The sequence below is a fragment of the Pseudomonas fluorescens genome, assembly GCF_004683905.1.
GTDB classification, from domain to species: Bacteria; Pseudomonadota; Gammaproteobacteria; order Pseudomonadales; family Pseudomonadaceae; genus Aquipseudomonas; species Aquipseudomonas putida_A.
On sequence record NZ_CP038438.1, the window covers coordinates 4,398,324 to 4,416,770 of the forward strand.

The following is an 18,447-nucleotide window of genomic DNA, read 5'->3' on the forward strand; positions in this document are numbered from 1 at the left end:
GCCCCGTCTGAGCAATCAGGCGGGGCTTTTTATTGCCTCCAGCTCAAGCATCACCACCCTTCAATGTGGGAGCGGGCTTGCTCGCGAATGCGGTGTGTCAGCCACCCTGGAAGTCACTGACGCTCCGCATTCGCGAGCAAGCCCGCTCCCACAAAAGCTCTGCAGGAGGCTCAGGATTGGGGGAATACCAGAGACTCAGGCACATCGATATCCCACAACACCCCGGGATCATCCACCGCTATCTCAATCACCCTGCCCTGCTTGAACAAAGGCCTGGCGCCGCGATCACCACTCAATGCCTGCAAGCCCGGCCCGAACGAACGCCCGAACCCCACCGGATGCCCAAATTCGCCCTCCTGCACCGGCACACTAACCGCGTCATCGGTCATTGCCGCCACCACCCGCTCGATACTCGACGGCAGGATAAACGGCATGTCCCCCAACACGATCAGCCAGCCATCTGCATCCGGACAAACCGCAACGCCAGCCGCAATACTGTCACCCATCCCGGTCGATTCAATCGAGACCACGTCACAGCCATAAGCCTGAGCCATGCGCATCGCCTGCGGCCGCGCTTCAGTGGTCACCAGCACCCGCTTGTCGAGGTTGGCCGGCAGATTCAGCAACACTTGCTCGATCACCGAGCGCACCGCGCCATCACGCCCGGTGCAATCGGCCAGCAACTTGTCCTTGTCGGCACCGGCAACCTGGCGAAAGCGACTGCCCTCGCCCGCCGCCAGCACAATCACTGCGATAGATCGACTCATGCGCCCTCCACGACTTTCTTCTGTTTCAACTCGACGCCGTTCTTGATCGCCACAATCTCCGCCAACAACGACAGGGCAATCTCCGCTGGCGAATGACTGCCGATGTGCAGACCGATCGGCCCGTGCAATCGCGCAATGGCGGCTTCTGACAAGCCTAGCTGAGCCAGATTGTCCCGGCGCTTCTGGCTGTTGACCCGCGACCCCAGTGCACCGACATAGAAGGCCGGCGAATCGAGCGCGGTGAGCAACGCCATATCATCCAGACGGGGATCGTGAGTCAGCGCGACGATGGCTGTGCGTTCGTCCGTCTGAATGCTCAACACCGCATCATCCGGCATACCCGGGACGAACCGTCCGTGGTGCTCTTCCCAGCCATAAACGAACTCGGTACGCGGATCGCAGATCAGCACTTCGAAATCCAGCAGCCGCGCCATGTCCGCCACGTAACGCGACAGCTGCCCGGCGCCGATCAACAACAGACGCCAGCGCGGACCATAAATGGCGCGCAGGGTCTTGCCGTCGAATTCGAGCACATCGGATTTGCTCGCCGCCGACAGCACAACCTCACCGGTTTCGATGTTCAGCTCACGGGCGACAATCTCATGGTTTTCACAACGCGCCAGCAACTCGGCGACCCACGCCGGATCAGCGACCCGCTCCTCGGTCAGGCGCAGCGTGCCGCCACAGGGCAAGCCGAAACGCGCCGCCTCCTCGCGGGTGACGCCATAGGTAATCAGTTGCACTGGCGGGCCGTCGCTGGCGATGCGCCCGTCGTGCAGACGGGCGATCAAGTCATCCTCGACACAACCGCCGGACACCGAGCCGATCACCACGCCGTCCTCGCGCAACGCGAGCATCGCGCCGAGTGCCCGGGGCGCAGTGCCCCAGGTCTGCACCACACTGAACAGCACCACCCGCTGCCCGGCGCGGCGCCATTCAAGCACGCTGCGCAGGACGTTGAGATCGGCGCTGTCCATTACGCCTGCGCCTTCTGCCAGCCCTGCAGCTGATAACGCACCGGCAAGTTGCGGATGCGCTGGCCGGTGGCGGCGAAGATCGCATTGCACAGTGCCGGCGCAATCGGCGGCACGCCCGGCTCACCGACTCCGCCCAACGGCACGTCACCCGGCGGCGTCACCAGATGCACCGCAACTTCCTTCGGCGCCAGCGACATGCGCGCCACTTCGTACATATGGAAGTTGTCCTGCTGGACCTTGCCATCCTTGAAGCTGATTTCACCCAGCACCGCGTTGCCCAGACCCATCACGCACGCGCCCTCGAACTGCGAGCGAATGCGCTCAGGGTTGATCTGCGGTCCGCAATCAACAGCGATGTCAGCCTTGTGCACGATCAGCGTACCGTCGTCCTTGACCTCGACTTCGATCACCGCCGCCACATAGGTGACGAAGCTGTAATGCACCGCCAGACCGAGGCCTCGGCCCTTGGGCAATTGGCGCCCCCAGCCGGCAGCCTTGGCCGCGGTTTCCAATACCGTGCGCATGCGCCCGGTGTCGATCGGGTAGCGCTCGAGGGATTCGCCGTAGTTCCACTCCTCACTCAGGGTACGCGGATCGATCTGCCGATCCGGGCCGAGCAACTTGATCTGGTACTTGAGCGGATCGACGCCAGCCTTGTGCGCCAGTTCGTCGACGAAACTCTGAATCGCAAAACCGTGAGGAATGTTCGACACCGAGCGATACCAGCCGACGCGGGTATGCACCGTGGCTTCGGGGTTTTCCAGGCGCACGCTGGGAATCGCGTAAGCCATATTGGTGAAACCCATGCCCAGTTCGAACGCCGCTTCATGGTTCATGCCCGGGGCGAACAGCGCCGTAATGCTCGGCGCCACTGTGCGATGCAGCCAGCCGGAGGGCATGCCGTCCTTGCCGACAGCGGCTTTCAAATACTCGGCGGACACCGTGTGGAAATACGAGTTGTGGATGTCATCCTCGCGGGTCCATTGCACCCGCACCGCTTTGCCTGGGAACTCTTTGGCGAGGATCGCCGCTTCGACGACGAAATCCGGCTTCGATTTACGGCCGAAACCGCCACCGAGCAGCGTGACGTTGAAGGTGACATTGTCGAACGGCAGCCCGAGGCGCTCGGCGATGCGTTCGCGAGTCACCTGCGGCGCCTGACTCGGCGCCCACGCTTCACACACACCTTTGTCGTAGCGCGCGATGGCGACCATCGGCTCCATCGGTGCCTGCGCCAGATGCGGCAGATAGTAAGACGCTTCGAGACTGCTCGCTGCGCCGCTCAGGGCTTTGTCGATATCGCCAGTGTTGCGTACCACTTTGCCGGGTTTGCGCGACGCCGCTTCCAGTTCCTTGCGATAAGCGATCGAGTCATAACTGGCATTGGGGCCGTCGTCCCATTCGATCTTCAGCGCCTCGCGGCCCTTGATCGCCGCCCAGGTATTGCTGGCAATCACCGCTACGCCGCCCAGCGGCTGGAATTCCGAAGGCAGCGGACGGCTCTCGATCTGCATGATCTTCAGCACACCCGGAACCTTCAGCGCGGCGCTGTCATCCAGCGACTTGACCTTGCCGCCGTACACCGCCGGACGGGCGATGGTGGCGTAGAGCATGCCGTCGAAATGCACGTCCGCGCCGTACACCGCGCGCCCGTTGACGATATCGGCACCGTCGATGGCTTTGGTGCCTTCCTTGCCGATGTAGCGGAACTCCGACGGCTGCTTGAGGCGCAGGCTGTCACGGGCCGGCACTGCCAGTGCACTGGCTGCAGCGGCAAGTTCGCCGTAACCCAGCTCGCGACCGGATGGTTTGTGAATGACTTTGTGCAGCTGCGCATGGCACTCGCCCACCGGCACCTGCCACTGCGCGGCGGCGGCTTGTTCCAGCATGGTCCGGGCCGCCGCGCCGCAGCGGCGCATCGGTTCATACCAGTGACGCATGCTGCGCGAACCGTCAGTGTCCTGGTTGCCGAAACGTACTTCGTCACCCGGCGCTTGCCGGACTTTGACCTTGGCCCAATCGGCGTCCAGTTCGTCGGCAACTACCATGGTCAGGCTGGTGCGCACGCCCTGGCCCATTTCCGAGCGGTTGCAGACCACGGTGACCGTGCCGTCTGCGGCGATGCTGACGTAGACCTTGGGATCGTCGATCCAGCCATTGGGCATGCCGTCGGCACCGAACTTCTTCGGCGCGTCTTCAGCCAGTGCATCCTGCCAGCCCCAGCTCGCGGCCAGCACCAATGCGCCCGTGGCGCCGACGCCCTTGAGAAAGCCACGGCGGCTGAGATTGCTCAGGGCGAAATCATTCGGCAAGCGGCTCATGCCTTGGCCTCCTTCAAGTGAGTCGAGGCCTGGCGGATCGCGGTCTTGATCCGGTTGTAGGTGCCGCACCGGCAAATGTTGCCGACCATTGCCTCTTCGATCTGCTCGTCGCTCGGATCGGGGTTGGTCTTGAGCAACGCGGTGGCGGACATGATCTGCCCGCCCTGACAAAAACCACACTGCGCCACGGCGCTATCGAGCCAGGCTTGCTGCACCACCTGCCCGACCGGATCGGCGTGCAGATTGTCGATGGTGGTGACGTTTTGCCCGACCACCGAGCCGATCGGCGTGATGCAACTGCGCGCCGGCAAGCCGTCGATATGAATGGTGCAGGCACCGCACAGGCCCATGCCGCAGCCGAATTTGGTGCCGTTGTAACCGGCGACATCACGGATTGCCCACAGCAGCGGCATGTCTTCGGTGACATCCAGTGGGTGATCCTGGCCATTGAGTTTCAGGGTAATCATGGGCACGCCCGCATATTCTTGGTGGTTATGGGGTCGAGCAGAACTGGCGGTGGTTCACGCAGATCGACTCAGGCTAATGGGCCAATACACATCAGTGAAGCCGAACACTGAGCCTGTGGCGAGGGTGCTTGCTCCCGCTGGACTGCGGAGCAGGCCCTTCTTGAAAGCGGGGCCGCTACGCGCCCCAGCGGGAGCAAGCTCCCTCGCCACAGGGTCATCGCTGACTGATATGTGGTTGGCACAGGCTCTCTTGTGCCGACGCGAACGTCTGCACCGGGCCTTTGGTGGAGCAAATGACGGTTATCGTTAGCTGGCTAAGTTAACCCACCGTTAACAAAAAAGCCCTGCACTTTTTGTTCAGTGCAGGGCTTTGGATACCGACCTGAAGCGTAGCCTCAATAGCGGTTCGGCTCCATTTCCAGTTCGACATTGAAACGTTCGGCAATATCTTTCTGGATGCGTTGCGCCAGCTCCAGCAATTGCAGACCGGTCGCGGTGCCGTAGTTGACCAGCACCAGCGCCTGCAATTTATGCACGCCGGCATCGGCCTCGCGGAAACCTTTCCAGCCAGCGCGCTCGATCAACCAGCCGGCGGCCAGTTTCATCTGCCCGTCCGCTTGCGCATAGGCCACCAGATCCGGGTGCTGCGCCTTGATCTGCTCGACCAGCGCGGCCGACACCAGCGGATTCTTGAAGAAACTGCCGGCATTGCCGAGCACCGCCGGATCCGGCAATTTTTCGCTGCGGATACTGCAGATCGCGCGACTGACGTCGCTGGGTGTCGGTTGCTCGATGCCTTGCTCGGTCAGGCGCTGACGCACCGGGCCGTATTCCAGATGCAGATGCGCAACACGATCGAGCTTGAAGCGCACCCGCAGGATCAGCCAACGCCCCGGCTGCTGCTTGAACAGGCTGTCGCGGTAGGCGAAGTTGCATTCTTCCAGGCTGAAGTCGCGCAGCTCGCCGGTCTGGCGATCCAGCGCGGTCAGCCCGGCGAACACATCCTTGATCTCGACGCCGTAGGCACCGATGTTCTGCATCGGTGCCGCGCCCACGGTGCCGGGGATCAGGCTGAGGTTTTCCAGACCGGAAAAACCCAGCGCCAGCGTGTGCTGCACGAACGGATGCCACGGCTCACCGGCTTCAGCCTCGATCACCACGTGGTTGCCGTCATCGCTGATCAGCCGAATGCCATGGCTGGCCATGCGCAGCACCAGCGCCGGAATATCTGCAGTCAGCAGCAGGTTGCTGCCGCCGCCGATCACCAGCAACGGCAGATCATGGGCAGTCGCATAGGCAAGGGCTTCGCGCACGTCGGCGTCGCTGTGGGCCTCGGCGAACAACTGCGCGCGAACGTCGACGCCAAAACTGTTGAACGGTTTCAGCGAAACCTGTGATTGAAGCTGCAAACTCATAACCGGCCCTTCACTTCGATCAACAGTTGGTCACAGGCTGCTTCGATCAGGTCCAGCACCTGCTCGAAGCCCTGATCGCCGTCGTAGTACGGATCCGGCACTTCATCGACCACACCGGCATAACGGCGCAGGAACAGATCCAGCTCGGCCTTGCCGGTGGACGGTTGCAGTGCCTTGAGGTTACGCAGGTTGCTGTTGTCCATGGCCAGAATCAGGTCGTAACTGGCGAAATCGGCGCGGCTGACCTGCTGCGCGCGTTGCGCCGACAGGTCATAACCACGCACTTTGGCTGCAGCCTGGCTGCGCTTGTCCGGCGGATTGCCGACGTGCCAGTCACCGGTGCCGGCGGAGGCCACTTCGACCTGATCCGCCAGCCCGGCTGTGCGCAATTTGTGGCGCAGCACGCCTTCAGCGGTGGGCGAGCGGCAAATGTTGCCCAGGCACACGAACAGAACGCGCATCAGGCCTCCAGCAGGCGACGAACGCGCTCGAGGTCTTCAACGGTGTCGACACCGGTCGGCGGCGCGATCAATGCATCGGCCACATGAATCCGCACGCCATGCCACAGGGCACGCAGTTGTTCGAGGGATTCAGTGTTTTCCAGCCAGCATGGGCCCCAGTTCACGAAGTCCTGGAGGAACCCGGCACGGTAGGCATAAATGCCGATGTGGCGACGGTACGGCACGCTTTCCGGCAACTGCTCGCGGCTCTTGGCGAAGGCATCGCGGGCCCACGGCAAAGTAGCGCGACTGAAGGTCAGCGCCAGACCATTGAGGTCGCTGACGACCTTGACCACGTTCGGGTTGAACAGGGTTTCGACGTCTTCGATCGGCTCGGCCAGCGTGGCCATGCGCGCTTCGGTGTGGGCGGCGAGGTTGGCGGCAACCTGATCGATCACGCTTGGCGGGATCAGCGGCTCGTCACCCTGCACGTTGACCACGATCGCGTCAGGCTCGAGGCCCAGTTTGGCGGCGACCTCAGCTAGACGATCGGTGCCGGAATTGTGATCTTCACGGGTCAGCACCACTTCCGCGCCGAACGCCTTGCAGGCTTCGACGATGCGCGCATCGTCAGTCGCGACGACCACACGGCTGGCGCTGCTTTTGCTCGCCTGCTCCCAGACATGCTGGATCATCGGCTTGCCGGCGATATCCAGCAGCGGTTTGCCCGGCAGGCGGGTCGAGGCGTAACGCGACGGGATGACAACGGTGAAAGCAGTGGTCATTTATCCAGACGCTCGTCAGTGGTCAGGGTGCGCGCTTCGCTTTCGAGCATCACCGGGATGCCGTCGCGGATCGGATAGGCCAGACCGGCGCCCTTGCTGATCAGTTCGGTCTTGTCGGCGCTGAGCTTGAGCGGGCCTTTGCAGATCGGGCACGCGAGGATGTCGAGCAATTTGGTGTCCATGAACATTCCCTGGATAAAGAGTTAAGGCAAAAGACGATCGGGCAACAGGCGCATCAACTGGGTGTCGAACCAGGCCACGAAGGCCGGTGACGGCACGGCATCGACCGCCAGATACCACCAGTCGTCTGCTGCGAAGGCACGGCACTTCACCGCGTCCTTTTCGGTCATCACCAACGGCAATGACGGTGTGAAATTCAAGGCCTGCACGCTGTATTCGGCGTGGTCGGCAAACGCATGGGGGACTGCTCGCCAGTCTAGCGCTTCGAGGGTATTGAAGAAACGTTGCGGATTGCCGATTCCGGCCACCGCGTGCACCGATTGACCGGGCGCAAAATGCGCCAGCGGCTTGCGCGCGCCACTGCGCAGATTGACCAGTGCGGTCGGTTGCAGGTGAAAGGCAAAACCGTCTTCACGATCCGCAGTGGCACCGTTGAACAGCACGCCATCGACGCTTTGCAGGCGCTCGATCGGCTCGCGCAACGGACCGGCCGGCAGGCAGCGCTTGTTGCCCAAACCACGGGCGGCGTCGATCAGCACCAGCTCCAGATCTCGCGCCAAGCGGTAATGCTGCATGCCATCATCGGAGAGGATCAGGTCCAGCGGCTCACTGGCGAGCAAGGCTTTGACCGCTGCGCTGCGATCAGGGTCGATCATCAGCGGCACGCCGGTGCGCTGCACGATCAACAGCGGTTCATCGCCGGCGACGTCGGCGCTCTGCTCGGCGGTGACCCGCCACGGCAGTTGCGGCGGTTTGGCGCCATATCCACGACTGACCACACCAACCCGCAGACCGGCGCGTCGGCAATGCTCGATCAGCCACAGGATCATCGGTGTCTTGCCGGTGCCGCCGACGGTGATATTGCCGACCACGATCAACGGCACCGGTGGCTGATAGATCTGGCCTTCACCGTCGAGAAAGCGCTGACGCTTGTTGACCACCACGCGGCGGTAGAGCATTTCCAGCGGCCGCAGCAGCGTCAGGGCCGGATGCCCCTGATACCACGCGGCGAGCAAACGATCGGACAGGCTCATCAGGATTTGGGCGCCGCCTCGACCGTGGTCATGCGCAAATGGCTGAAACCGAGCTTGCCGGCCGCGTCCATGGCGGTGATCACCGATTGGTGTTGGGTCTTGCCGTCAGCGCTGATCGACAACGGCATGTTGGTGTCACCGTTGGCTTCTTTCTGCATGGCTTCCATCAGCGTCGCCAGGTCGTTTTTCGGCAGAATCTTGTTGTTCACCGAGAACACGCCTTCAGCGCTGATCGCGACATCCAGTTGCTTGAGCTGCTGGTCTTCGGCGGGCGATCCGCTGACCGATTCCGGCAGATCGACGCGCAACTGTGTCTCGCGGGTGAAGGTGGTGGTCACGACGAAAAACAGCAACAGGATGAACACCACGTCGATCAGCGACGCGAGGTTGATGTCGATCGTTTCCCGGGGTTTGCGACGGAATTTCACGCTTTGTCCCCGGCCAGATCGACGTCACGGTCGCCCTGCACCACTTCGACCAGTTTGATCGCTTCCTGCTCCATGCCCACCACCAGCTCATCGATGCGGCGTTGCAGGAAACGGTGGAAGAACACCGACGGAATACCGACCATCAGGCCCGCCGCAGTGGTGATCAGTGCCTTGGAAATACCGCCGGCCAGGACCGAGGCGTTGGTGGTCATGCCGGAACCGGTGAAGGCGCTGAAAATGTCGATCATGCCCAGCACCGTGCCCAACAGGCCCAGCAACGGCGACATGGCAGCGATGGTGCCCAGCGCGTTGACGTAGCGTTCGAGCTCGTGAATCACCCGCGCGGCGGCTTCTTCGATGCATTCCTTCATGATCTCGCGACCATGCTTGGAGTTGGCCAGGCCCGCGGCGAGGATTTCACCCAGCGGCGAATTGGCGCGCAATTCCTTGAGTTTTTCTTTATTGAGCTGCTTGTCCTTGATCCAGACCCAGACCTGACCCAGCAGATGCTCGGGGGTGACGCGGCTGGCGCGCAGGGTCCACAGACGCTCGGCGACAATCGCCATGGCCGCGATGGAACTCAGAATGATCGGCAACATCATCCAGCCGCCGGATTTGACCAATTCCCACACAGTGACAGTCCCCTCGAAAAAGTGCGCCACTTTACCATACCGGTTCGCGATTAAGACCCGCTGCCCCGACGACCTGATGCCGCATTCGGCGATCCTGCGATCAATGGTGTTTCAGCGCCAGAAACGCCGTTGTTGACGCATCAGCCACGGCGCCTGAAAGCTGCCCAGGCGCAGCTGGATGGCGCCGTGCTGCGCGCTGTCGTAGATGCGCAGCCCTTGCTGGCGATAACGCGCGAGCACCAGCGGGTGCGGATGACCGAACGAATTGCCCTGCCCCCGGGAGATCAGCACCGAATGCGGCTTCAATGCCCGAAGCAGCACCATCGAGGAGGAACTGCGACTGCCATGGTGCGGTGCCTGCAGCCAGTGCGTCGGCACGGCCAGCGGACTGTCGAGCAGAACCCGTTCGGCGGCGATGTCGATATCGCCGGTCAGCAGCAGACGCTCGCCATTGGCCTCGATCTGCAACACGCAGGAGCGCTGATTGCTGTCATTGGCGGCCGACCATTGCCACAGCTGAAAACGGACCCCGTCCCACTGCCATTGGCGCCCGCTTTCACAGGCCTCGGCCCGCAGGATGGCGGGCAGCCCCGGCGGATCGCCGCTGATCACCCGCGTCACTTTCAAGCCCCGCGATACTGCCAGCGCACCACCGGCATGGTCGGCATCGGCATGACTGAGCAGCATCAGATCGATGCGGTTGACCCCCAGTTTGTGCAGCGCCGGCAGCACCACCCGCTCGCCCAGATCGAAATCGCCGAAGCGTGGACCGGCGTCGTAGAGCAACGCGTGATGACGCGTGCGGATCAGGATCGCCAGGCCCTGACCGACATCGAGCTGCCAGACATCGGCCTGGCCCTCGGCCACTCGCTCGCGCGGCGGCGCCAGCAGAATCAACAGCAACGGCCAGCCCAACGGTCGCAACGGCACCCCACGCGGCAACAGCAACAGCAAGGCGCCGAGACTGCCGAGCAGCAAAACCCACCACGGCAGCGACGGCGAGATCCACGCCGGCCAAGCCCCGGCGATCAGCGACAAGCCGCGAAACAGCCAGTCGATCAAACCACCGGCCAGCCACAACAAGCCTGCACCGACGTAAGGCACCGGCAACAACAGCGTGCCGAGCAGTGCCGGTGGCAGCACCAGCAGACTGACCCATGGCACCGCGAGCAGATTTGCCAATGGCCCGCTGACGCTGATCGGCAGGCTCAGCGCCAGCAACACCGGGCACAGACCCAGCGCAATCAGCCATTGCGCGCGGGTCCAGGTCTGCCACCATTTCCACGCGCCGAGTCGCCCGCCGAAGGTGAAAATCAAAATCCCCACCGCGGCGAACGACAGCCACAAACCCGGACGCAAACTGGCTAACGGGTCGAGCAACAGCAACGCATCGAATGCCAGCAACAGCGGCCACCACGCGCCGAGATGGCGAAAGCGCAGGCGCCACAACAACATCAGCCCAACCATCACGCAGGCCCGTTGCACCGGCACATCAAACCCGGCGAGCAAGCCGTAACCGAGCGCCGCGGCAAACGCCAGCCCACAGGCCCATGGCAGCCATGGCCAGCGCAGCGGCCACCAGCCGTAGCGCGCCAGCCCGGCGACCAACAGATAGATGACCGCCGCCAACATCCCGATGTGTTGACCGGAAATCACCAGCAGATGCACGGTGCCGGTTTCCTGCAGGATCTGCCAATCCTCGCGGCTGAGCCCGGAGCCGTCGCCGAGCACCAGTGCCGCCAATGCACCGCCCCGGCCTTGGGCATCGACTGCCAGCAAGCGCTGACGAATGCTGTCGCGCCATGCCCAGTTTGCCTCGGCCAGGCGCTGACCATCCTTGATCGTGCCGGTCGCGCCGATGCGTTGCGCCAACAGCCAGGCTTCGTAATCGAAGGCGTCGGGATTGAGCAAACCACCGGGGCGCCTGAGCTTCACCGCCAGCCGCCAGCGCTCACCGCTGTTGAGCGGCGGCCCGGCGTACCACGCCAGACGCATCAACGACGGCAATTTTTCGTGTCGCGAGCGGGCATCGGCCAACTCGAACCGCACCACGCCCTCGCTGGTTTGCGGCAAACCGACCACCCGCCCTTCGACCCAACGGGTTTCGCCGTCAAGCGCTTCCGGCAGGCGATCATTCAACGCCCATTGCGCACTGACGCACGCCCAGGTGAAACCGAATAGCAGAAACGCCAGGGGATAGCTGCGAAACGGCAACAACATCAGTCCCACCAACGGCAACAACATCATCAACCCGACCGGCGGTAAAACCGGCAAAAAAACCGGAACCAGCAGACCGACTGCCAGCGCCATCATCCCTGTGCGCATAAGCCCGTCCTTGAGAGTTCGTGCATTAGGGGTAGCTGGTATGAGGGCGGGTCGTCGTCAACAATTGTCACAAAGTCTGAATGGGCGCTTCGTAGAATCCAGACATACTTGCCGCCTTAACCGACCGAGAAGCCTTATGCCCCGGCGCTTATTCAAACGTTACATGCCCGACCCGACGAGCATCAGGGAACACAAATCCTTACGCTTTCTCGGCAAGTTGCTGCATGACCCGAACCTCTGGCACCTCAATCGGCATTCGGTGGCCCGGGCGATGGCCGTCGGCCTGTTCGCCGCGTTCCTGCCGATTCCGGCGCAGATGCTGGTGGCGGCGGCACTGGCGATCACCGTGCGCGGCAACATGCCGATTGCCGTCAGCCTCGTGTGGCTGACCAACCCGATCACCATGCCGGCGGTGTTTTTCTGTACTTATCAGGCCGGAGCCTGGTTGATGAATGTGCCCGCCCGCACCCTGCCCGATTCGTTGACCTGGGAATGGATCAGCGGAGAGTTGTCGACCATGTGGCAACCGTTTTTGCTGGGGTCGGTAGTGTGTGGATTGATACTTGGCATCCTCGCTTACTTCACGGTGATGCTGTATTGGCGTTGGTGGGTGGCGCGGCAATGGGCGCGGCGCAAGAAAAGCCGCAAATCTTGAATGCAAAACGGCCTCCGCAGTGGGAGGCCGTTTTTTTGTAGCGTCTGAATAGGCCCCATCGCGAGCAGGCTCACTCCTACATTGGAACGCGCCCTTCTGTAGGAGTGAGCCTGCTCGCGATGGCAGCGACGCGTTTTCGGATCAGGTCCGCATCCCGCGCCCACTCACCAGCAACCGCGCACAACCGAGGTACAACACCACCGTCGCCACCAGCATGAAGGTGATCGCGATGCCGATGCGGATATCCGACACCCCGAGAATGCCGTAACGGAAGGCATTGACCATATGCAGCACCGGGTTGGCCAGCGACACGGTCTGCCAGAACGGCGGCAGCAAGGTGATCGAGTAAAACACGCCACCGAGGTAAGTCAGCGGCGTCAGCACAAACGTCGGGATGATCGAAATGTCATCGAAGTTGCGCGCAAACACCGCGTTGATGAAGCCCAGCAGCGAGAAGATCGTCGCGGTCAAGATCACCACCAGCAAGGTCACGCCGAGGTGATGCACCTGCAGATGGGTGAAGAACAGCGACAGAATGGTCACGATCACCCCGACCATCAAGCCACGCAGCACGCCGCCAATGGTGAAGCCGATCAGAATCGTGTGCGGCGACACCGGCGAGACCATTAGTTCCTCGATGGAACGCTGAAACTTGCTGCCGAAGAAACTCGAGACCACGTTGCCGTAGGAGTTGGTGATCACCGACATCATGATCAGCCCCGGCACGATGTACTCCATGTAACTGAAGCCACCCATGCCGCCAATCTGCTTGCCGATCAGGTTACCGAAGATCACGAAGTACAGAACCATGGTGATCGCCGGCGGCAGCAGGGTCTGCGGCCAGATCCGCGTGAAGCGTTTGACCTCGCGATAAACGATGGTCTGGAGGGCGACGAGGTTGGGGCGGAACTCGGAACTCATACCGCCACCTTCGACAGATTCTTCTCTACCAGAGACACGAACAGCTCCTCGAGGCGATTGGTTTTGTTACGCAGGCTCAGCACTTCAATATTCTGCTGCGCCAATTGAGTGAACAGCGCGGTGATGCCCATGGATTTGTCGACCTGGACTTCCAGGGTATGGCCGTCGAGCAACCGAGCGGGATAGCCGATCAGTTGCGGCGCGGCGTGCAAGTCGTTTTTCAGGTCGAGCAGGAAGGTTTCGACGTGCAGCTGGCCCAGCAGCTGTTTCATGCTGGTGTTCTCGACAATGGTGCCGTGGTCGATGATGCCGATGTTGCGGCACAGCTGCTCAGCCTCTTCCAGATAGTGCGTGGTGAGGATGATGGTGATGCCTTTCTGGTTCAGCTCGGTGAGGAACGTCCACATCGAGCGACGCAGTTCGATGTCGACGCCTGCGGTCGGCTCATCGAGGATCAGCAGGCGCGGCTCATGCACCAGGGCGCGGGCAATCATCAGTCGGCGTTTCATGCCGCCGGACAGCGAACGCGACGGCACATCGCGCTTGTCCCACAGGCCGAGCTGGGTCAGGTACTGCTCGGCGCGTTCCTTGGCGATCTTCGCCGGGATGCCGTAGTAACCGGCCTGGGTCACGACGATGTCGAAAGTCTTTTCGAACTGGTTGAAGTTGAATTCCTGGGGCACCACACCGATCGAGCGCTTGAGCGCGGCGGGGTTCTTGTCCAGGTCATGACCGAAGATATTCACCGTGCCGCTGGTCTTGTTGACCAGGGTCGAGAGAATGCCGATGGTCGTGGATTTGCCGGCGCCGTTGGGGCCGAGCAAGGCGAAAAAGTCACCTTCGGCGACGTCCAGATCGATACCACTCAAGGCCTGGAACCCGTTGCCGTAGGTTTTGGTTAGCTGCCGGATGGACAGAGCGGAACTCATATCGGATTTACGCACCAAGAAGGGAAGAAAAGGAAAGATTGGGCCGGGCGGCGAACAAAACAACCACGGCGCATGAGCGCAATGGTGCTTGCCGCCGCCACACAAGTACAGTCAAGAGTGTCGATAGTTATTATCAAGTCAACGCGGTCATGACTGCTTTCTGATAGGCCGGACGCTGCTTCAGCCGTGCGTACCAAGCCTGCAGATGCGGCTGCGCGGCACGTTCGATGGGCATCTCGAACCAGGCATAAATGAAACTGCCCAGCGGAATATCGCCCATGCCGATTTCGCTGCCGGACAGATATGGCTGGCTGGCGAGGGCCTGATCGGCCATGGCCAGCAGCGCGGTGCATTCCTTGATTGCGGCGTTGATCGCCGGCCAGTCCTGCTGGTCCGCTGGCGTACGCAACACGCCCCAGAACACGGTGCGGAACGGCCCGGCAAAACTCGAGATGGTCCAGTCCATCCACTTGTCAGCGACGGCCCGGGCTTGTAGGTCTGCCGGATACCAGGCGCTGTTCGGTGCATGCTTGGCCAGCAGGTATCGCACGATGGCATTCGATTCCCATAGCACGAAGCCGTCATCCTCGATCACCGGTACCCGGCCGTTCGGGTTCATCGCGCGGTATTCAGGCGTGTCGACCACACCGAACGCGCCACCGGCGTCAATCGCCTCGTAGGCCAGGCCCAGCTCCTCGGCGGCCCACAGTGGCTTCCTGACATTCGATGAGTTTTTACGTCCCCAGATCTTCAGCATGACCGCCTCTTTTCCAATGCGTGGGCAGGCAGCATACGCCGGATCAGACCCGACTCAAATCACTCTGCATATCACCCAAGACCTTCGCCTGATGTTCGCCGAACAGATGCGGGTAGCACTTTTTCAAGTGCTCGAAGAAGAACCGCTCCGGCACATCGACGAACTGACCATGATCGACCAGATACTCCATCAACAGCGCGCCGTCACGGTTGTATGGGTGGAAAACGCTGTCACTGATGCCGTCAAATTCCAACGGTGCGACGTTGAACAGCTCGCAAAGTTGCTGATTGAAGGCCGGCGTGGCCTTGACCCAACGGTCATTGAGGAACAGCTCGGTGTAGCCGTGCATGGCAAACACATCGCTGCGCAGCAGTTCCAGCAGACGCGGGGTCGACAGGTGATTCTTTACGTCGGCCAGACCGATGCGTGCGGGAATGCCGCAATGCCGTGCGCACCCGGCCAGCAATGTGGCCTTGGGCACGCAATAGCTTTCCCCGGTGGCCAGCGCATAGCTGCCGCACAGGGTTTGCGGGTCGAGGCTGAAGGTATACGGGTTGTAGCGCACCGCATCGCGCACGGCGTGATAGAGACTGATCGCCTGCGCGAGCGGGTCGCGGCTGGCACCGCGGTGTTGTTCGGCGAACTCCACCACCGCCGGGTGGTCACTATCGATGAAGCGGCCGGGGCTCAGATACTCGCGCATGACGATGTTCTCCTGGGTGAGCCCCGAGTCTAGCGACAGCTCAAGCACAGAGATAACGACGTTTCGGCCAAACATGGACGCAAAGACGCGGGAACGGCGAACGATTTCCCACGGATGTTGCCCACCGAACCTACGAAAACCATCCGGGGTTTCCCACGAGTTCAATCACCATGTTCTGACCACCCCGTTTTACAGATGCCGTCTAAGCTCTGGAGGGTCGGTTTGCCTTGGTTCACGGAGGATTACATATGCTGTTGTTGTGGATACTGGTTCTGATCGTCGGTGTGGCGTATCTCGCCCACCGCCGCATCGCCCCCTTGCCCGCGTTGGGTATCGTCGCCATTTACCTGCTGGCGATGGGCATTTTCAGCCATGCCCCGGGCTGGTTGCTGCTGCTGTTCTGGATCGTGCTTGCTGTGGTGGCCGCGCCGTTGATGCTGCCTGACCTGCGCCGCAAACACTTCACCGCGCCGCTGTTCAACTGGTTCCAGAAAACCCTGCCGCCGATGTCGCAGACCGAACGCGACGCGATCGATGCCGGTACCGTGTGGTGGGACGGTGAACTGTTCAGCGGGCGTCCGGACTGGGACAAACTGCTGTCCTATCCAAAAGCGCAACTGAGCGAAGAGGAACAAGCCTTCATCGACGGTCCGACCGAAGAACTCTGCGCAATGGTCACTGACTGGCAGATCGGCCAGTCGATGGATCTGCCACCCGAAGCCTGGAGCCACATCAAGGAGCACGGTTTCTTCGCCCTGATCATTCCCAAGGAGTTCGGCGGCAAGGGCTTTTCCGCCTACGCCCACTCGCAAGTGGCGATGAAACTCGCGACCCGCAGCGGCGACCTCGCCTCCACGGTGATGGTGCCCAACTCCCTCGGCCCGGCCGAACTGCTGCTGCATTACGGCACCGACGAACAACGCAATCACTATCTGCCGCGGCTGGCCCGTGGCGACGACATTCCGTGCTTCGCCCTCACCGGCCCGCTGGCCGGTTCCGATGCCGGCGCCATGCCGGACACCGGGATCATCTGCAAAGGTGAATGGGAAGGCCAGGAAGTCATCGGCCTGCGTCTGAACTGGGAAAAACGCTACATCACCCTCGGTCCGGTGGCGACCCTGCTCGGTCTGGCCTTCAAGGCCTATGACCCGGAGCATCTGCTGGGCGACAAGGAAGATCTCGGCATCAGTCTGGCGCTGATTCCTACCGATACACCGGGTGTGGAAATCGGCCGTCGTCACCTGCCACTGGGTGCAGCGTTCATGAACGGCCCGAACTCGGGCAAAGACGTGTTCATCCCGCTGGACTACCTCATCGGTGGCCAGGAAATGCTCGGCAAGGGCTGGATGATGCTGATGAACTGCCTGTCGGTCGGGCGTTCGATCTCACTGCCGGCAGTCGGCACTGGCGCGGCCAAATTCACCAGCCTGGTGACCGGTCAATACGCGCAGATTCGTGAGCAGTTCAACGTCCCGTTGTCGGCCTTCGAAGGCATTCAGGAAGCCATGGCGCGCATCGGCGGCAACGCCTGGATGATGGACGCCGCGCGCATGCTCACCGCCAACGCGGTGGATCTGGGCGAGAAACCATCGGTACTGTCGGCGATCCTCAAGTATCACCTGACCGAACGCGGCCGCGAGTGCATCACCCACGCCATGGACGTGCACGGCGGCAAGGCGATCATCATGGGTCCGAACAACTACCTCGGACGCAGCTGGAACGGCGCACCGATCTTCATCACCGTGGAAGGCGCGAACATCCTCTCGCGCAACCTGATGATCTTCGGTCAGGGCGCCATTCGTTGCCATCCGTTCGTGCTCAAGGAAATGGCCCTCGCTGGCCGCGAAGACAAAGAACAGGCACTGAAAGAATTCGATGGCCTGCTGCTCAAGCACATCGGTTTTGCCGTCGGCAACGCCGCCAGCACCCTGGTGCTGAACCTGGGCTTCGGCCACTTCGAACATGCACCCGGGGACAGGATCAGTCAGGGCTACTTCCGTGCACTCAACCGTCAGGCAGCGGCTTTCGCCATGCTGGCGGACTTCAGCATGATGTTGCTGGGTGGCGAACTGAAGCGCCGGGAACGCCTGTCCGCACGTCTTGGCGATGTGTTGAGCAACCTGTATCTGGCCTCCGCTGCGCTCAAGCGTTATCACGACCTGGATTCGCCGGCGCATATGGAGCCGCTGTTCCGTTGGGCCATGGAAGAAAGCCTCGGCCAGTCGGAACGGGCACTGGATGAGCTGCTGAGCAACTTCCCGAACAAAGTGTTTGGCTGCCTGCTGCGGGTGATCGTGTTCCCGTTCGGCCGTCGCCATAAAGGCCCGTCGGACAAGCTCGGCGCCGAAGTGGCAGCGGTGATCGGTCGTGCCAAAGGCGATCCGACCCTCGAAGAACTGCTCGCCGGTTGCTATCGCCCGCAGTCCGTCGACGATGCCGTCGGTGCCCTGCAACACGCCAGCGATCTGCTGAATGCCGCCCAACCGCTGCACAAAAAACTGCACACCTCGCTCAAGAGCGGTCAGGTCAAACCGGTGGCTGGCGAACACGCCATCGACGCCGCACTGGAGGCCGGGGTGTTGCAACCGCAGGAAGCACAGACCCTGCGCGATGCCGAAGCAGCACGGCGCAAGGTGATCGACGTCGATGATTTCGACAAGGAAGAGCTGAAACAGGCAGAAGGCAAAGTCCGCTGATGCCGACGACCGTGT

18 protein-coding genes are annotated in these 18,447 nt (G+C 61.9%); 2 read left to right on the forward strand and 16 right to left on the reverse strand.

Annotated elements, in window-relative coordinates:
- Nucleotides 1-170 precede the first annotated feature (170 nt).
- From E4T63_RS20215 to E4T63_RS20275, 12 genes are all read right to left on the reverse strand, one after another.
- Nucleotides 171-767, reverse strand: coding sequence for a nucleotidyltransferase family protein (locus E4T63_RS20215; RefSeq protein WP_135296335.1), 597 nt, complete (start codon nucleotides 765-767; stop codon nucleotides 171-173).
- Complete coding sequence (locus E4T63_RS20220; protein ID WP_135296336.1) at nucleotides 764-1,744, reverse strand: XdhC family protein; 981 nt, start codon at nucleotides 1,742-1,744, stop codon at nucleotides 764-766. Before E4T63_RS20220 ends, E4T63_RS20215 begins: the two co-directional genes overlap by 4 nt.
- Entirely contained in the window at nucleotides 1,744-4,065 is a 2,322-nt protein-coding gene (locus E4T63_RS20225) for a xanthine dehydrogenase family protein molybdopterin-binding subunit (RefSeq protein ID WP_135296337.1), read from the reverse strand. The genes E4T63_RS20220 and E4T63_RS20225 overlap by 1 nt, the downstream gene beginning before the upstream one ends.
- The gene (locus E4T63_RS20230; protein ID WP_027612345.1) at nucleotides 4,062-4,532 is read right to left on the reverse strand and encodes a (2Fe-2S)-binding protein; all 471 of its coding nucleotides are present in this window, start codon (nucleotides 4,530-4,532) and stop codon (nucleotides 4,062-4,064) included. Before E4T63_RS20230 ends, E4T63_RS20225 begins: the two co-directional genes overlap by 4 nt.
- 395 nt (nucleotides 4,533-4,927) lie before the next feature.
- Nucleotides 4,928-5,947 (reverse strand): UDP-N-acetylmuramate dehydrogenase, encoded by a 1,020-nt coding sequence (gene murB, locus E4T63_RS20240; protein ID WP_135296338.1) that lies wholly within the window; start codon nucleotides 5,945-5,947, stop codon nucleotides 4,928-4,930.
- Complete coding sequence (locus E4T63_RS20245) at nucleotides 5,944-6,408, reverse strand: low molecular weight protein-tyrosine-phosphatase (RefSeq protein WP_123587531.1); 465 nt, start codon at nucleotides 6,406-6,408, stop codon at nucleotides 5,944-5,946. Before E4T63_RS20245 ends, murB begins: the two co-directional genes overlap by 4 nt.
- Entirely contained in the window at nucleotides 6,408-7,172 is a 765-nt protein-coding gene (gene kdsB / locus E4T63_RS20250; RefSeq protein ID WP_135296339.1) for a 3-deoxy-manno-octulosonate cytidylyltransferase, read from the reverse strand. Before kdsB ends, E4T63_RS20245 begins: the two co-directional genes overlap by 1 nt.
- Nucleotides 7,169-7,354, reverse strand: coding sequence for a Trm112 family protein (locus E4T63_RS20255; protein WP_003174668.1), 186 nt, complete (start codon nucleotides 7,352-7,354; stop codon nucleotides 7,169-7,171). The genes kdsB and E4T63_RS20255 overlap by 4 nt, the downstream gene beginning before the upstream one ends.
- Nucleotides 7,355-7,375: 21 nt before the next feature.
- A complete protein-coding gene (gene lpxK, locus E4T63_RS20260; protein ID WP_135296340.1) occupies nucleotides 7,376-8,386 on the reverse strand; it encodes a tetraacyldisaccharide 4'-kinase in 1,011 nt (336 codons plus the stop codon).
- Nucleotides 8,386-8,814 carry an ExbD/TolR family protein gene (locus E4T63_RS20265; protein ID WP_027612340.1) on the reverse strand — a complete coding sequence of 143 codons (429 nt, stop codon included), beginning with the start codon at nucleotides 8,812-8,814 and terminating at the stop codon, nucleotides 8,386-8,388. Before E4T63_RS20265 ends, lpxK begins: the two co-directional genes overlap by 1 nt.
- Nucleotides 8,811-9,446 (reverse strand): MotA/TolQ/ExbB proton channel family protein, encoded by a 636-nt coding sequence (locus E4T63_RS20270; protein ID WP_003227083.1) that lies wholly within the window; start codon nucleotides 9,444-9,446, stop codon nucleotides 8,811-8,813. The genes E4T63_RS20265 and E4T63_RS20270 overlap by 4 nt, the downstream gene beginning before the upstream one ends.
- Before the next feature lie 111 nt (nucleotides 9,447-9,557).
- Nucleotides 9,558-11,771 (reverse strand): DNA internalization-related competence protein ComEC/Rec2, encoded by a 2,214-nt coding sequence (locus E4T63_RS20275; RefSeq protein ID WP_135296341.1) that lies wholly within the window; start codon nucleotides 11,769-11,771, stop codon nucleotides 9,558-9,560.
- Nucleotides 11,772-11,907: 136 nt separating this feature from the next.
- Between E4T63_RS20275 and E4T63_RS20280 the strand changes: the two genes are divergently transcribed.
- Nucleotides 11,908-12,426 (forward strand): DUF2062 domain-containing protein, encoded by a 519-nt coding sequence (locus E4T63_RS20280; RefSeq protein WP_098965042.1) that lies wholly within the window; start codon nucleotides 11,908-11,910, stop codon nucleotides 12,424-12,426.
- 141 nt (nucleotides 12,427-12,567) lie between these two features.
- Here E4T63_RS20280 and E4T63_RS20285 read toward each other — a convergent pair whose 3' ends face one another.
- The 4 genes from E4T63_RS20285 to E4T63_RS20300 form a co-directional block, all read right to left on the reverse strand.
- Complete coding sequence (locus E4T63_RS20285) at nucleotides 12,568-13,347, reverse strand: ABC transporter permease (RefSeq protein ID WP_098965044.1); 780 nt, start codon at nucleotides 13,345-13,347, stop codon at nucleotides 12,568-12,570.
- Entirely contained in the window at nucleotides 13,344-14,276 is a 933-nt protein-coding gene (locus tag E4T63_RS20290; RefSeq protein ID WP_027612335.1) for an ABC transporter ATP-binding protein, read from the reverse strand. Before E4T63_RS20290 ends, E4T63_RS20285 begins: the two co-directional genes overlap by 4 nt.
- Before the next feature lie 133 nt (nucleotides 14,277-14,409).
- Complete coding sequence (locus E4T63_RS20295) at nucleotides 14,410-15,033, reverse strand: glutathione S-transferase family protein (protein WP_135296342.1); 624 nt, start codon at nucleotides 15,031-15,033, stop codon at nucleotides 14,410-14,412.
- A gap of 43 nt (nucleotides 15,034-15,076) precedes the next feature.
- A complete protein-coding gene (locus E4T63_RS20300; protein WP_134787086.1) occupies nucleotides 15,077-15,736 on the reverse strand; it encodes a transglutaminase-like domain-containing protein in 660 nt (219 codons plus the stop codon).
- 248 nt (nucleotides 15,737-15,984) lie between these two features.
- Between E4T63_RS20300 and E4T63_RS20305 the strand changes: the two genes are divergently transcribed.
- Nucleotides 15,985-18,432, forward strand: coding sequence for an acyl-CoA dehydrogenase (locus E4T63_RS20305; protein ID WP_134787087.1), 2,448 nt, complete (start codon nucleotides 15,985-15,987; stop codon nucleotides 18,430-18,432).
- Nucleotides 18,433-18,447 lie beyond the last annotated feature (15 nt).

Bases quoted from the DNA above. Each gene is read 5' to 3' on its own strand.
- murB (WP_135296338.1), bottom strand. From the start codon at position 5,947: ATGAGTTTGCAGCTTCAATCACAGGTTTCGCTGAAACCGTTCAACAGT.
- lpxK (WP_135296340.1), bottom strand. From the start codon at position 8,386: ATGAGCCTGTCCGATCGTTTGCTCGCCGCGTGGTATCAGGGGCATCCG.
- E4T63_RS20285 (WP_098965044.1), bottom strand. From the start codon at position 13,347: ATGAGTTCCGAGTTCCGCCCCAACCTCGTCGCCCTCCAGACCATCGTT.
- E4T63_RS20255 (WP_003174668.1), bottom strand. From the start codon at position 7,354: ATGGACACCAAATTGCTCGACATCCTCGCGTGCCCGATCTGCAAAGGC.
- E4T63_RS20295 (WP_135296342.1), bottom strand. From the start codon at position 15,033: ATGCTGAAGATCTGGGGACGTAAAAACTCATCGAATGTCAGGAAGCCA.
- E4T63_RS20300 (WP_134787086.1), bottom strand. From the start codon at position 15,736: ATGCGCGAGTATCTGAGCCCCGGCCGCTTCATCGATAGTGACCACCCG.
- E4T63_RS20220 (WP_135296336.1), bottom strand. From the start codon at position 1,744: ATGGACAGCGCCGATCTCAACGTCCTGCGCAGCGTGCTTGAATGGCGC.
- E4T63_RS20215 (WP_135296335.1), bottom strand. From the start codon at position 767: ATGAGTCGATCTATCGCAGTGATTGTGCTGGCGGCGGGCGAGGGCAGT.
- E4T63_RS20305 (WP_134787087.1), top strand. From the start codon at position 15,985: ATGCTGTTGTTGTGGATACTGGTTCTGATCGTCGGTGTGGCGTATCTC.
- E4T63_RS20245 (WP_123587531.1), bottom strand. From the start codon at position 6,408: ATGCGCGTTCTGTTCGTGTGCCTGGGCAACATTTGCCGCTCGCCCACC.
- E4T63_RS20280 (WP_098965042.1), top strand. From the start codon at position 11,908: ATGCCCCGGCGCTTATTCAAACGTTACATGCCCGACCCGACGAGCATC.
- E4T63_RS20230 (WP_027612345.1), bottom strand. From the start codon at position 4,532: ATGATTACCCTGAAACTCAATGGCCAGGATCACCCACTGGATGTCACC.
- E4T63_RS20275 (WP_135296341.1), bottom strand. From the start codon at position 11,771: ATGCGCACAGGGATGATGGCGCTGGCAGTCGGTCTGCTGGTTCCGGTT.
- E4T63_RS20290 (WP_027612335.1), bottom strand. From the start codon at position 14,276: ATGAGTTCCGCTCTGTCCATCCGGCAGCTAACCAAAACCTACGGCAAC.
- kdsB (WP_135296339.1), bottom strand. From the start codon at position 7,172: ATGACCACTGCTTTCACCGTTGTCATCCCGTCGCGTTACGCCTCGACC.
- E4T63_RS20225 (WP_135296337.1), bottom strand. From the start codon at position 4,065: ATGAGCCGCTTGCCGAATGATTTCGCCCTGAGCAATCTCAGCCGCCGT.